Below are 12,913 nucleotides of genomic sequence, written 5' to 3'. Positions count from 1 at the left end.
GGTTTCAGCCCAGCATCGGGGCATGGCCGAGCGGCCACGGATTGGCATCGTCGATGACGAGCCATTGGCGCGCCAGCGGTGCGCCGTCTTCCTGCCACGCGCCGCGCGCGAGCGCCTGTTCGAGCGGAAAGATGTGTTCGACGTGGCCGCCGAGCGCCTCGTAGTCGGCGCGCCGCATGCTGAACTCGATGGGCGCGACGATGGCCGGCGTGGGCACGGTGCCGAAGCTGTTGTCGGGCATGCGCATGACGTCGGCCATCACCGTGATGCCGCCGCCGGGCCACACATAGGCCGGCGCGCCGCCGCAGGTGACGTTGACCAGCGCGCGCTTGATGGCGCGCGTGAGCAGCACGGGGTTTTCGGTGACGCCCGCGCGCAGGCTGCCGCCGGCGCCGCCGAGGAACAGCACGGTGCACAGCGAGGGCTCGCAGTTCTCGCCGATGCGGTCGACGATGCGGCGCACCTCGGGCGGCATGGGCTGCTCGACGGGCTTCAGGGCCTCGTCGAGCACGTACCACTGCGCATGCTCGCCGGTGGTGGAGGTCATGAGCAGGCGCAGGCCGGGGCGGGCCACGCCCTCTTCCCAGCCCTCGATGATCGCCAGCGGGTCGGCGATGTCGGTGCCGCCCCAGCCGTTGCCCGGGTTCGCGACCTGGAAGTAGCGCCCGGGTGTCGACTTGCGACCCAGCATCTGGATGCCCGAGGGCGTCATGTCGAGGCAGCGGCCGGCCTGGTGCTCGGTGAGCACGCCGGTGATGTGGTCGTCGACCACCACCACCTCGTCGGCCACGCCGGCGAACTGGCGCGCGAAGATGCCCACGGCGGCCGAGCCGCAGCCCACGCGCATGCGCTGCTCTTCCACGCCGTTGACGATGGGCGCCTTGCCGGCCTGGATGACGAGGCTGGCGCCGCCGTCGATGGTGCATTCGACCGCCTGCTTGTTGCCCAAGAGCTGCATGAGCTCGGCCGTCATGCGGCCTTCCTTCTTGCTGCCGCCCGTGAGGTGGTGCACGCCGCCCAGCGACAGCATCTGCGAGCCGTACTCGGCCGTGGTGACATGGCCCACGACCTCGCCCTTGTAGCGCACGTTGGCCTGCTCGGCGCCCAGGAAGCGGTCGGTGTCGATCTTCACCTTGAAGCTGCAGTAGCTGAAGATGCCTTCGGTGACGACGGTGACCATGTCGACGCCCTGGGCTTTCGAAGCCACGATGAAGGGCGCGGGCTTGTAGTCGGGATACGTGGTGGACGAGCCCACGCCGGTGACGAAAACCTCGTCGGCGTGCAGCAGGTCGCCGTTCCAGTCGGGCGTGGCATCGGCCTCGGTGGCCTCGGCGCCGGGCCGGTCGAAGGGCACGAGCGCCGGCTGTTCGCTGGCGAGCGTGCGGCGCAGCAGCACCACCGGATCGACGCGCACCAGCACGCCCTGGCGGTTGGCGTAGCGGTCGCAGGCGCCGGTGCGGCCGTCGGAGATCTGGCACAGCACCGGGCAGGCGTTGCACTCGACCTTGGCGGTGCTCATCTTCTCGTTGCGCGGCGGCGCCTTGCCGAAGGCGGCGCCGCCGGCCTGCGCGACCAGGGGCATGTCGATGCCGGGCAGTCCGTCTGTCTTGGTGTGTTCAGTCATCGGGGCGATCTCGTGGTGTGGTGCTGTCGGAGCGGGTCTTCAGGCCCCGGAGGTTTGCAACAAACGTGCCGTGCAGGTGCTTGTGCGGCGGCTTTCGTTTGTGTAGCATCCCCTACACTTTCATGTTGCGTTCACTACATCAAAGGTCAATGTAGCAAACAGGCCCGATGCTTGCAATGGTGTTTTCTCGCGGTGTTCATCGGGGTTTTTCCGACCAACGACAATGGAGGGTTGCTAGCCGGCCGATGGCGGACGCCCCAAAGGCGTGCATTTCGGCTCAGCCACCCTTTTCTGTCTTCAACCAACACTTGAGTTCTGTATGAGTGCATTCAGCGAAGAACGCGTCCTGAGCGTCCACCACTGGACCGACCGCCTGTTCACCTTCACCACCACGCGCGACCCGGCGCTGCGCTTCTCGAACGGTCATTTCACGATGATCGGCCTGAAGGTCAACAACAAGCCCCTGCTGCGCGCCTACAGCATCGTGAGCCCGAACTACGAGGAGCACCTCGAGTTCCTGAGCATCAAGGTGGAAGACGGCCCGCTCACCTCGAAGCTGCAGCACATCCAGGTGGGCGACACCGTGATCGTGGGCCGCAAGCCCACGGGCACGCTGCTCATCGACTACACGCTGCCGGCCAAGCGCCTGTACCTGTTCGGCACGGGCACCGGCCTGGCGCCGTTCATGAGCATCATCCGCGACCCCGACACGTACGAGAAGTTCGGGCAGGTCATCCTGGTGCACGGCGTGCGCCAGGTCGACGAGCTGGCCTACCACGACCTCGTGACCGACCACCTGCCCAAGCACGAGATCCTGGGCGAGATGATCGCCAAGCAGCTGCTGTACTACCCCACGGTCACGCGCGAGGAGTTCCGCAACCAGGGCCGCGTCACCGACCTGATCGAGAGCAACAAGCTCACCGACGACCTGGGCCTGCCCCCGCTGAACGTCGAGGAAGACCGCGTGATGCTGTGCGGCAGCCCCGGCCTGCTGGTCGACCTGAAGCACATCCTGGAAAAGCGCGGCTTCAAGGAAGGCAACACCTCGACGCCGGGCGACTTCGTCGTCGAACGCGCCTTCGCCGAGAAGTAAGACCCGACACACAGGCGCTGCGCGCACGATGGCCGACTCCCGCTCCGTCAGCAAGCCCAAGCCCCAGCGCCGCACCGGCGTGCGCGAGGCCGCGGCCCAGGCCACGCGCGACAGCATCCTCAAGGCAGCGACCAAGGTGTTCGCCAAGTACGGCTACGACGGCGGCAGCGTGGAGAAGATCTCCAAGGCCGCCAAGTCGTACGACCGGATGATCTACTACTACTTCGGCAGCAAAGAGGGCCTGTTCATCGCGGTGCTCGAAGGCATCTACCAGCGCATGGACGATGCCGAGGCCGCCATTGCGCTCGACGCCTCGCGGCCCGTGGAAGCGCTCACCGAAGTCATCCACTTCGTGCTCGGCTACTACCGCAAGAACCCCGAGTTCGTCACCCTGCTGAACACCGAGAACCTGCACAAGGGCCGGCACATCTCGAAGTCGCTGCGGGCGCGCGAGTACTCGTCGCGGGCGGTGGCCATCATTTCGGAAATCCTTGCCAGCGGCGCGGCCCAGGGCCTGTTCCGCACCGACCTCGTGGCGCGCGACATCTACCTGCTGATCGCGTCCACCGGCTATTTCTACACCTCGAACCGGCACACGCTCACGGCCTTCCTCGGCGAGCCGCTGGAATCGCCGGAAGCCGTCGCGCACTGGGAAGACTTCGTCATCGAGACCCTGCTGCGCACCGTGCGCGCGGACGACATCCAGGAACAAGACAACAACTCCCCACCCCACGACGAGGACACCACGAAATGGCAGAAATCGCAGCCGGCGCAAAGTCGGGCAAGGTCGTCATAAAGAACATCGGGCTGCTGCTCTCGGGCGACATCGACAAGCCCATCCTCGACGCCGACACCCTGGTGGTGAACGACGGCCTGATCGTGGCGGTCGGCAAGGAGAAAGACTGCGACCTCGAAGGCGCCGTCACCGTCATCGACGCGAAGAAGACCTGCGTCGCACCCGGCCTCATCGACAGCCACGTGCACCCGGTGTTCGGCGACTGGACGCCGCGCCAGGGCCAGATCGGCTGGATCGACTCCACCATGCACGGCGGCGTGACCACCATGATTTCCGCTGGCGAGGTGCACCTGCCCGGCCGCCCCAAGGACATCGTGGGCCTGAAGGCATTGGCCATCACCGCGCAGCGCGCCTTCGACAACTTCCGCCCCGGCGGCGTGAAGGTGCTGGCCGGCGCGCCCGTCATCGAGAAGGGCATGGTCGAGAGCGACTTCAAGGAACTCGCCGAAGCCGGCGTGGGCCTCTTGGGCGAAGTGGGCCTGGGCTCGGTGAAGGCCGGCTACGAGGCCAAGGAAATGGTGGCCTGGGCGCGCAAGTACGGCATCCAGAGCACGATCCACACGGGCGGCCCGTCGATCCCGGGCTCGGGCCTGATCGACAAGGACGTGGTGCTCGAGGCCGACGCCGACATCATCGGCCACATCAACGGCGGCCACACCTCGCTGCCCGAGGCGCATGTGTGCGAGCTGTGCGAGAAAAGCTCGCGCGCCATCGAGATCGTGCACAACGGCAACGAGAAGGTCGCCATCGCGGCGGCCAAGGCCGCGCTCGAACTGAAGTGCCCGCACCGCGTGATCCTCGGCACCGACGGGCCGGCCGGCTCGGGCGTGCAGCCGCTGGGCATCCTGCGCATGGTGGCGATGCTGTCGTCGATCGCGAACATCCCGGCCGAGCTGGTGTTCTGCTTCGCGACCGGCAACACGGCGAAGATCCGCAAGCTCAACTGCGGCCTGATCGAAGTGGGCCGCGCGGCCGACTTCGTGTTCATGGACCGCGCCCAGCATTCGCCCGCGCCGGGCCTGCTCGAGAGCGTGCAGCTGGGCGATATCCCGGGCGTGGGCATGGTGATGATCGACGGCCTCGTGCGCTGCGGCCGCAGCCGCAACACGCCGCCGGCCACCGAGATTCCGGTGGTGGTGTCGGGCGGGCACTGAGCCTGGGTGAGCGCACCCGGCGGCGGCCTCAGCCGCCGCTGCGGTGCGAGCGGAAGACCAGGTAGCGCGCCGACAGGAAGTTGGCGCCCATGCCCGCGAGGCTGCCCAGCGCCACGCCGAGCGCGGCGGCCCAGCGGCCTTCCACCCAGTGCAGCGTGAGCACGTAGGTGCCGTAGTTCAGCACGGCGCCGGCCAGCATGGTCGTGAGGTAGCCCAGGTATTCGCGCCAGACCGAACGCCCCGTGGCCGCGCTCGCCGCGAAGGTGTAGCGGCGGTTGTAGAGCCAGGTGGTGGTGGCGGCGGCCAGGAACGACACGACGCGCGCGCCGTACCACCCCAGGAGCGGTGCCAGCAAGTAGAGCACCGTCACGTCCACCCCGAGTCCGATCACGCCGGCCACGGCGAACGAGAGGAACTCGCGCCCGATCTTCATGACGGCATCAGCGTGCGCGCAGGCTCTCGCGCACGCAGGGCTGCGCCAGGTAGCGCAGCCGCTTGGCCTCCTGCCGGCCCAGTGTGACGGTGTGCATCACCACGCCGCAGACGAAGGACAGCAGCGCCGCCAGCATCGCGCCGGTGGCGAGCACCGCCGTGGGCAGCCGCGGCACCAGGCCGGTGTGGGCGTAGGTCATGAACAGCGGCACGGCCAGCGCCAGCGAGCCGAGCGCGAGCACGGCCGCGACGATCGAGAAAAACTGCAGCGGCCGTTCGCTCACGAAGAGCTTGCCGATGGTCTTCAGGATGCGCCAGCCGTCGCGGTAGGTCGAGAGCTTGCTGTGCGAGCCTTCGGGGCGCGTGCTGTAGGCGGTGGCTTCCTCGGCGTAGGGCATGCGCAGCTCGAGCGCGTGCACGGTCAGCTCGGTCTCGATCTCGAAGCCCTGCGACAGCGCGGGGAACGACTTGGCGTAGCGGCGCGAGAACACGCGGTAGCCCGAGAGCATGTCGGTGAGGCCGCCGCCGAAGAGCTGCGCCACGGTGCCCGTGAGCAGCCAGTTGCCGAAGCGGTGGCCGGCGCGGTAGGTGAGCGCGTCCTGGCCGTCGTCCACGCGGCTGCCGACCACCATGTCGAGGTTGCCCTCGACCAGCCGCGCGATGAGGCGCGGCGCGGCGGTGGTGTCGTAGGTGGCGTCGCCGTCGACCATCACGTAGATGTCGGCCTCGACGTCGGCGAACATGCGCCGCACCACGTTGCCCTTGCCGCGCGCGGCCACGTGCGTGACGATCGCGCCGGCCGCGCGGGCCACGGCGGCCGTGTCGTCGGTGGAGTTGTTGTCGAAGACGTGGATCTCTGCGCCGGGCAGGGCCGCGCGAAAGCCCTCGATCACCTGGGTGATGGCCAGGGCCTCGTTGAAGCAGGGAATGACGGCGGCAATGCGTGGCATGGCGGACACGGGAGCAGGTCGGTGGTCGGTCATGGAGCGGTCGTCGGAAGGAGTCGGTAGGCCCGGCTGCCGTCTTGTTCGTGCAGCAGGCCATAGTACTGGTCGAAGTCGGGCCGCACGCTGAGCACTTTCACCATCTCGGGCGACATGACGACGGTGGTGAAGCCCTCGGCCGCCAGCTTGCGCGCCGTGTCGCCGGCCGACATCAGCAGGTAGTCGCGGTAGCGCCAGCGCCCCAGCGTGTCGCCCCAGATCGGGTTGGGGCCGTAGTAGATCGCCTCGTTCAGCGCGATCTGGTAGACGCGGCCGGTCACGTTGCGGCGCACGTAGTCCATCACGCCGTAGCCCGGCACGTGCTTGCGCAGGAAGGCTTCGCGCGCCTCGGGCGTGAGCGAGATCATCGACACCTTGGTGGCCGTCTGGCCCACCGACACGGCCGCCAGCACGGCCAGCAGCAGCACCACGATCCAGTCGCCGACACCGGCGCCGCTGCGCGGGCCGTCGGCTGCGACCGCCGCGGGCGCTGCGCGCAGGCGGCGCACGCCCGCCGCGATCCAGCCGAACAGCACCTGCCAGCCCACGGCCGCCGTCATCGCGAGCAGCGGGAACGAGGCCATGAGGTAGCGCGGGTAGCGCGAGGTCACGACCCACACGGCCACCGAGTACAGGCAGAACCAGCCCGCCGCGCGCACGGCGGCGGAGCGCTTCCACCACACGCTGAAGGGCGCGAGGAACACCGACCAGATCAGCGCGTTGGGCATTTCGGCGTGGTCGCGCACGTCGGCCACCTGCTGCACGTAGTCGGCCGGCACCCATTCGGTGAAGCCGAACACGCGCGCGCCGATCGGGTTGAAGGGATCGCCCGTCATGATCGCGTTGCGTGCGTACCAGTAGATGCACGGAATCAGGAAGCACAGCAGCGCCGGCGCCCAGGCCTGCAGCAGGCGGCGCTCGTGGCGCACCACGAACAACGCCACCAGCGGCAGGAAGATCAGCGCCTGGTACTTCGAGCCCGCCGCCACGCCGAGGCAGAACGCCGCCAGGCAGAGCCAGCGCGTGCCGTCGCGCAGCGGCTCGGATTCGCGCCACCACCACAGCGCCACGCAGGCGGTCAGCACGAACAGCGCCACGCCCATGTCGATCAGCGCGTTGGCGTAGTCGCCCATGCCCAGCCAGATGGCCGCGCCGATGCAGGCGGTGAGCCGGTTGGCGTGCAGGATGCCCAGGCGGAAGATCATCAGCACCGACAGCGCGCCCGCCAGGGCGTTGAGGAAGTGCGGCAGCACGTCGTCGCCCACCTGCAGCGCGGCGGCGTACAGCAGGTTGTAGTTGTAGGGGAACCAGGGGTAGCGCAGCCAGTCGTGGATGCCCAGCGTGCCCTGCTGCGCCACCAGGCGCGCATACGGCAGGTGGTACATCAGCTCGTCGAAGGCGGCCGGCGGCGCGAGCGGCGCCACCAGCGCGGGCAGCGCGACCAGCGCCAGCGCGATGGCGGCGATGCGTTCGAAGCGGGTCCACGGCGTGGTGGCGGGCGCGGCCGCGCGCAGCGCACGCACCTCGGCGCGCCAACCGCGCCACTGCCATGCGGCGGCCACGACGCCCGCGCCGACCAGCCCCAGCGTGGCCTCGCGGCGAAAGAGCCCGAAGATCGCCAGCGCCTGGAAGGCACAGATGTAAAGGCCGACACCGAGCGCGGCCGACATGGCCGCTTCGAGCCAGGCGTCGCGGCGCGAGGGCGGGCACAGGCGCGCGAGCACCGCGCGGCCGGCACCCCAGCAGGCAATCACGAAGATCGCGAACTGGGCGTAGTGCGCGGCGGCAAAGATCAGCTTCTGAATATCAACTCCCGTGGCCGGTCACGCCGGTCGCGCCGACCGGCCGGCAGGTTCAAAGGTTCGGCGCCAGCAGGCGCTCGAGCTCCGATTCGCTCGTGCGGCGCCGCGCGGCCTGGTCCTGCAACTGGTCGTGCCCGATCTTGCCGACGTTGAAGTACGTCGCATCGGGGTGCCCGAGGTAGAAGCCGCTCACGCTGGCGGCGGGCATCATAGCGAGGCTCTCCGTCAGGGTCATGCCAATGTCCGCGCAGTTCAGAAGGTCGAACATCGGGCCCTTCACGCTGTGGTCGGGGCAGGCCGGGTAGCCGGGCGCGGGACGGATGCCGCGGTACTTCTCGGCAATCATGTCGTCGTTGCTCAGGCCCTCGTGGGGCGCGTAGCCCCACAGGTCGGTGCGCACGCGGTGGTGCATGGCTTCGGCAAAGGCCTCGGCCAGCCGGTCGGCCAGGGCCTTGAGCATGATGGCCGAGTAGTCGTCGAGGTCGTCGATGAAGAACTTCTCTTTCTTCTCGACACCCAGGCCGGCCGTGACGGCGAACACGCCGACGTAGTCCTTCACGCCGCTGTCCTTGGGAGCCACGAAGTCGGCCAGGCAGCGGCTGGGGCGCATCACGCCGTCGATCATCTGCTTCTCGGTCTGCTGGCGCATGCCGTACCAGGTGAGCGCGACTTCGCTGCGCGTCTCGTCGGTGTACAGCTCGATGTCGTCGTCGTTCACCGTGTTGGCGGGCCAGAAGCCGACCACGCCGCTGGCGCTGAGCCAGCGCCCTTCGATGAGGCGCTTGAGCATGCGCTGGCCGTCGGCGTACACGCGCACGGCCTCGGTGCCGACGATCTCGTCCTTCAGGATGGCGGGGAACGGGCCGGCCAGGTCCCAGGTCTGGAAGAACGGGCCCCAGTCGATGTACTTGGCCAGCTCGGTGAGGTCGAAGTTCTTGAACACGCGCCGGCCGATGAACTTGGGCACCGTGGGCACGAAGTTCGCGAAGTCGACGGGCGTCTTGTTGGCGCGCGCCTTGGCCAGCGGCCACATCGGCACCTGCTTCTTGTTGGCGTGCTGCGTGCGCACCTTCTCGTAGTCGGCGTTGATCTCGTCGATGTACGCGGTGGCCTGGTCCGAGAGCAGGCTCTGCGCCACGCTCACGCTGCGCGAGGCGTCGGGCACGTAGACCACGGGGCCTTCGTAGTGCGGCGCGATCTTCACGGCCGTGTGCACGCGGCTGGTGGTGGCGCCGCCGATGAGCAGCGGGATCTTCTTGATGCGGAAGTGGTCGTCCTTCTGCATCTCGCCGGCCACGTACTGCATCTCTTCGAGGCTGGGCGTGATGAGGCCCGACAGGCCCACGATGTCCGCGCCCTCGACCTTGGCCTTCGCCAGAATTTCGTGGCACGGGACCATCACGCCCATGTTCACCACTTCGAAGTTGTTGCACTGGAGCACGACGGTGACGATGTTCTTGCCGATGTCGTGCACGTCGCCCTTCACGGTGGCGATGATGATCTTGCCCTTGGTGCGCACGTCGCGGCCCGCGGCCTCGTCCTGGCGCTTTTCTTCCTCGATGTACGGAATGAGGTGGGCCACGGCCGACTTCATCACGCGCGCCGACTTCACCACCTGCGGCAGGAACATCTTGCCCTGGCCGAACAGGTCGCCCACGATGTTCATGCCGTCCATGAGCGGGCCTTCGATCACGTGCAGCGGACGCCCGCCCTTGGCGAGGATCTGCTGGTAGGCCTCTTCCGTGTCTTCCACGATGAAGTCGGTGATGCCGTGCACCATCGCGTGCGACAGGCGCTGGTTGACGTGCACGGGGTGCTCGGGCGTGCCGCGCCATTCGAGCTTCTTGCTGTCGTCCTTGGCGCCGCTCTTGGCGGTCTCGGCCACTTCCACCAGGCGCTCGCCCGCGTCGGGGCGGCGGTTGAGCACCACGTCTTCCACGCGCTCGCGCAGCGTGGGCTCCAGGTCGTCGTACACGCCGACCATGCCGGCGTTGACGATGCCCATGTCCATGCCCGCCTGGATCGCGTGGTACAGGAACACGGTGTGGATGGCCTCGCGCACCGGGTCGTTGCCGCGGAAGCTGAAGCTCACGTTGCTCACGCCGCCCGACACCTTGGCGCCCGGCAGGTTCTCTTTGATCCAGCGCACGGCGTTGATGAAGTCGACCGCGTAGTTGTCGTGCTCCTCGATGCCGGTGGCGATGGCGAAGATGTTCGGGTCGAAGATGATGTCTTCGGGCGGAAAGCCCACCTCGTCGACCAGCACGCGGTAGGCGCGCTCGCAGATCTCGATCTTGCGTGCGTAGGTGTCGGCCTGGCCCTTCTCGTCGAAGGCCATGACCACGGCGGCGGCGCCGTAGCGCTTGACCAGCTTGGCCTCGTGCTTGAACTTGTCCACGCCCTCCTTCATGGAGATGGAGTTGACGATGCCCTTGCCCTGGATGCAGCGCAGGCCGGCCTCGATGACCTCCCACTTGGAGCTGTCGACCATCACCGGCACGCGCGCGATGTCGGGCTCGCTGGCAATGAGGTTCAGGAAACGCACCATGGCGGCCTTGCTGTCGAGCATGGCCTCGTCCATGTTGATGTCGATCACCTGCGCGCCGTTCTCCACCTGCTGGCGCGCGACGGCCAGGGCGTCCTCGAACTGGCCGTTGAGGATCATGCGCGCGAAGGCCTTGGAGCCGGTGACGTTGGTGCGCTCGCCGATGTTGACGAACAGCGTGCCCTCGCCGATGGCGACCGGCTCGAGGCCGGACAGCTTCATGGGAGGGGGAGCGACGGGAGCGGAAACGGATGCGGGAATCTGGGACATGGCCTCACCTGCGGAAGAGTCGGACAGGCGAGCGTCGTTGTCGCCCCAAGCCTGACGATTCGCCTCTGTGGCGAACCGCTGCAACGCTCCTTGGGAAGTCGCGCATTTTAGGTCGATTCGATTGCGCCCTGGGAAAACCCCAGTTTTCATTCCTGCACGTGTCAACAGAATGCGCCCACCGTTTCTGAACGAACGTTCGTGTTTTTAACCAAACGTAAGGGAGTTCGCCGATGGCCAGGAAGTGGAATGTCCGGTTGCAGCATGCAGCCACCCCGATGCGCGCCGTGGCCTTGAGCTGCGGCCTCCTGGCCGCCGCGGCCCTCGCGGTTCACGCGCCACCGGCGCGTGCCGCCGCCGGCGACAGCGCCACGCGCGTCGAGGCCCGCGTCACCTCCGACACGGCGAAGACGAAGTACCCGATCGTGCTGGTCCACGGCCTGCTGGGCTTCGACAACCTGCTGGGCGTCGACTACTTCTACGACATCCCCGGCAGGCTGGCCGCCGCGGGCGCCAAGGTGTACGTGGCGCAGGTGTCGGGCACCAACACCTCCGAGATCCGCGGCGAGCAGCTGCTGCAGGAGCTCAAGACCATCCGCGCGCTGGAGCAGAACCCCACGCTCAAGTTCAACCTCATCGGCCATTCGCAGGGCTCGCCCACGGTGCGCTACGTGGCGGCGGTGGCGCCCGACATGGTGGCCTCGGTCACGTCGGTGGGCGGCGCCAACGGCGGCTCGAAAGTGGCCGACCTGCTGGCCAAGCTGCCCGAAGGCGGCATCGGCCAGACCCTGGTGGTGAAGGCCGTCGGCCTGCTGACGGGGCTGATCGGCTTTCTCTCGGGCAAGGACCCGAGCCAGCTGCCCGAGGTGCCGCTGAACGCGCTGGCCTCGCTGACCACGGCGGGCGGCGCGGCCTTCGACGCCAAGTTCCCGCAGGGGCGCCCCGCGCCGGGCTCGTCGTGCGACGTGAAGAGCGGTGCGGCCGTGGCCAACGGCGTGCGCTACTACTCGTGGTCGGGCGTGTCGACCAGCTTCAACCTCTTCGACCCGAGCGACACGGCGCTGTCGACGCTGGGCAGCCTGTTCTTCTTCGGCGAGGCCAACGACGGCCTGCTCGCGGTCTGCACCACGCGCCTGGGCACCCACCTGGGCGACTACCGCCAGAACCACCTGGACGAGGTGAACCAGGCCTTCGGCAACACCTACGGCAGCCAGTTCCCGTACTACGAGAAGAAGCCGCCGGAGCTGTTCAGGGAACAGGCCGCGCGACTCAAGAGCGCGGGGCTCTGAGGACACTGCGCATGCGCGGTGTGGCCTTGACCATCGGCGCCGTCGCGCTGGTGGCCGCGGGGACCGGCTGGCTGGCGCTCGGCCCCGGGGCGGTCGATGCGCCGCAGGCCGCCGCGCCCCGCGCCACGGCGGCGGTCGCGGTGCCCGGCGTGCCCCAGCCGGCGCAGTCCACCGCAGCGGCCCCCGACGCCCTGCTCACCAGCGACCTCATCACCCTCTTCGACCAGGTGCTCGCCGAAGCGCAGGCCGACAGCAAGGCCACGCTGATGGCCCGCGCGCCCGCCCTGCTCGCCCAGCGCCTGCGCGAAGACTGGCGCGTGCGCGCGCTGGGCCTGCTGGAGCGCTACGTCGACATGCAGGAGGCCCTGCGCACCCTGCAGCCGCCCGCGCCCGGCGACCCGGCCTTCTTGCGGCGCAGCCTGGAGGCGCGCGAGGCGGTGCGTCGTCAGTTCTTCGCGCCCGAGGAAATCGAAGGCCTGTTCGGCGACCAGATCCGGCAGGACCGGTTCATGGCCGAGAAGATGGAGTTGCTGTCCAACCCCGGCCTCACGCCCGAGCAGCGCGCCGCGGCGCTGGCGCAAAGCGAGCAGGCCTGGCTGTCGCCCGCGCAGCGCGAGGTGCGCAAGGAGGCGGTGGCCCATCTGGACGTGATGCGCCAGACCGAGGCGCTGCAGGCGCGCGGCGCCAGCCCCCAGGAGCGCTTTGCCGCGCGCAGCGAGGCCTACGGCTACGAGGTGGCGCGCGGCCTGGCCACGCTCGACCAGGAAACCCAGGAATGGAATGCCCGGCTCGACCGCTACGCCAGCGCGCCCGAGGCCGAGCGGGCCCAGCTGCGCGAGACGCTCTTCAACGAGAACGAGCGCCTGCGCCTGAGCGGTGCCCTGGCGATGCGCTCGGCTGCCGCGTCCAAGCCGGCGAAGTGAATCGG

The 12,913-nt window shown here is 68.5% G+C and carries 10 protein-coding genes and 1 riboswitch; of the genes, 5 read left to right on the top strand and 5 right to left on the bottom strand.

Translation table 11 applies throughout. The features are described from left to right. Nucleotides 1-4: 4 nt before the first annotated feature. Nucleotides 5-1,624, bottom strand: a complete 1,620-nt coding sequence (locus ACAM52_RS01145) for a 6-hydroxynicotinate reductase (RefSeq protein WP_369645853.1) — start codon at nucleotides 1,622-1,624, stop codon at nucleotides 5-7. A gap of 319 nt (nucleotides 1,625-1,943) precedes the next feature. Between ACAM52_RS01145 and ACAM52_RS01140 the strand changes: the two genes are divergently transcribed. Genes ACAM52_RS01140 through ACAM52_RS01130 form a run of 3 tightly spaced genes read left to right on the top strand, consistent with a single transcriptional unit; the run spans nucleotide 1,944 to nucleotide 4,667 of the window. Beyond that, nucleotides 1,944-2,717, top strand: a complete 774-nt coding sequence (locus tag ACAM52_RS01140) for a ferredoxin--NADP reductase (protein WP_369645852.1) — start codon at nucleotides 1,944-1,946, stop codon at nucleotides 2,715-2,717. 28 nt (nucleotides 2,718-2,745) lie between these two features. Further along, the gene (locus tag ACAM52_RS01135; protein ID WP_369645851.1) at nucleotides 2,746-3,513 is read left to right on the top strand and encodes a TetR family transcriptional regulator; all 768 of its coding nucleotides are present in this window, start codon (nucleotides 2,746-2,748) and stop codon (nucleotides 3,511-3,513) included. Further along, nucleotides 3,468-4,667, top strand: a complete 1,200-nt coding sequence (locus tag ACAM52_RS01130; RefSeq protein WP_070063555.1) for an amidohydrolase family protein — start codon at nucleotides 3,468-3,470, stop codon at nucleotides 4,665-4,667. Before ACAM52_RS01135 ends, ACAM52_RS01130 begins: the two co-directional genes overlap by 46 nt. Nucleotides 4,668-4,695: 28 nt before the next feature. Here ACAM52_RS01130 and ACAM52_RS01125 read toward each other — a convergent pair whose 3' ends face one another. The 4 genes from ACAM52_RS01125 to metH all read right to left on the bottom strand — a co-directional run bounded on the left by ACAM52_RS01125 (nucleotide 4,696) and on the right by metH (nucleotide 10,651). Beyond that, nucleotides 4,696-5,100 carry a GtrA family protein gene (locus ACAM52_RS01125; protein WP_369645850.1) on the bottom strand — a complete coding sequence of 135 codons (405 nt, stop codon included), beginning with the start codon at nucleotides 5,098-5,100 and terminating at the stop codon, nucleotides 4,696-4,698. Nucleotides 5,101-5,107: 7 nt separating this feature from the next. After that, nucleotides 5,108-6,049: a glycosyltransferase family 2 protein gene (locus ACAM52_RS01120; protein WP_369645849.1), complete on the bottom strand. Its 942-nt coding sequence runs from the start codon at nucleotides 6,047-6,049 to the stop codon at nucleotides 5,108-5,110. A gap of 29 nt (nucleotides 6,050-6,078) precedes the next feature. Then, nucleotides 6,079-7,836: an ArnT family glycosyltransferase gene (locus ACAM52_RS01115; RefSeq protein ID WP_369645848.1), complete on the bottom strand. Its 1,758-nt coding sequence runs from the start codon at nucleotides 7,834-7,836 to the stop codon at nucleotides 6,079-6,081. A 100-nt stretch (nucleotides 7,837-7,936) separates the two neighbouring features. After that, nucleotides 7,937-10,651: a methionine synthase gene (gene metH / locus ACAM52_RS01110; RefSeq protein WP_369645847.1), complete on the bottom strand. Its 2,715-nt coding sequence runs from the start codon at nucleotides 10,649-10,651 to the stop codon at nucleotides 7,937-7,939. Between the two features lie 70 nt (nucleotides 10,652-10,721). After that, nucleotides 10,722-10,797: riboswitch (S-adenosyl-L-homocysteine riboswitch) on the bottom strand. Nucleotides 10,798-10,929: 132 nt separating this feature from the next. Between metH and ACAM52_RS01105 the strand changes: the two genes are divergently transcribed. After that, a complete protein-coding gene (locus ACAM52_RS01105; protein ID WP_235926910.1) occupies nucleotides 10,930-11,985 on the top strand; it encodes a triacylglycerol lipase in 1,056 nt (351 codons plus the stop codon). Nucleotides 11,986-11,996: 11 nt separating this feature from the next. After that, a complete protein-coding gene (locus tag ACAM52_RS01100) occupies nucleotides 11,997-12,908 on the top strand; it encodes a lipase secretion chaperone (RefSeq protein ID WP_369645846.1) in 912 nt (303 codons plus the stop codon). The last annotated feature ends 5 nt before the right edge of the window (nucleotides 12,909-12,913 follow it).

The organism is Variovorax sp. V118 (assembly GCF_041154445.1).
In the GTDB taxonomy this organism is placed as follows: domain Bacteria; phylum Pseudomonadota; class Gammaproteobacteria; order Burkholderiales; family Burkholderiaceae_C; genus Variovorax; species Variovorax boronicumulans.
The sequence above is the reverse complement of the archived record's forward strand: the minus strand, read 5'-3'. Positions and strand labels throughout refer to the sequence as shown.

Excerpts from the sequence above, each read along its gene's own strand:
- ACAM52_RS01145 (WP_369645853.1), bottom strand. The coding sequence starts at position 1,624 with ATGACTGAACACACCAAGACAGACGGACTGCCCGGCATCGACATGCCC.
- ACAM52_RS01140 (WP_369645852.1), top strand. The coding sequence starts at position 1,944 with ATGAGTGCATTCAGCGAAGAACGCGTCCTGAGCGTCCACCACTGGACC.
- ACAM52_RS01135 (WP_369645851.1), top strand. The coding sequence starts at position 2,746 with ATGGCCGACTCCCGCTCCGTCAGCAAGCCCAAGCCCCAGCGCCGCACC.
- ACAM52_RS01130 (WP_070063555.1), top strand. The coding sequence starts at position 3,468 with ATGGCAGAAATCGCAGCCGGCGCAAAGTCGGGCAAGGTCGTCATAAAG.
- ACAM52_RS01125 (WP_369645850.1), bottom strand. The coding sequence starts at position 5,100 with ATGAAGATCGGGCGCGAGTTCCTCTCGTTCGCCGTGGCCGGCGTGATC.
- ACAM52_RS01120 (WP_369645849.1), bottom strand. The coding sequence starts at position 6,049 with ATGCCACGCATTGCCGCCGTCATTCCCTGCTTCAACGAGGCCCTGGCC.
- metH (WP_369645847.1), bottom strand. The coding sequence starts at position 10,651 with ATGAAGCTGTCCGGCCTCGAGCCGGTCGCCATCGGCGAGGGCACGCTG.
- ACAM52_RS01105 (WP_235926910.1), top strand. The coding sequence starts at position 10,930 with ATGGCCAGGAAGTGGAATGTCCGGTTGCAGCATGCAGCCACCCCGATG.
- ACAM52_RS01100 (WP_369645846.1), top strand. The coding sequence starts at position 11,997 with ATGCGCGGTGTGGCCTTGACCATCGGCGCCGTCGCGCTGGTGGCCGCG.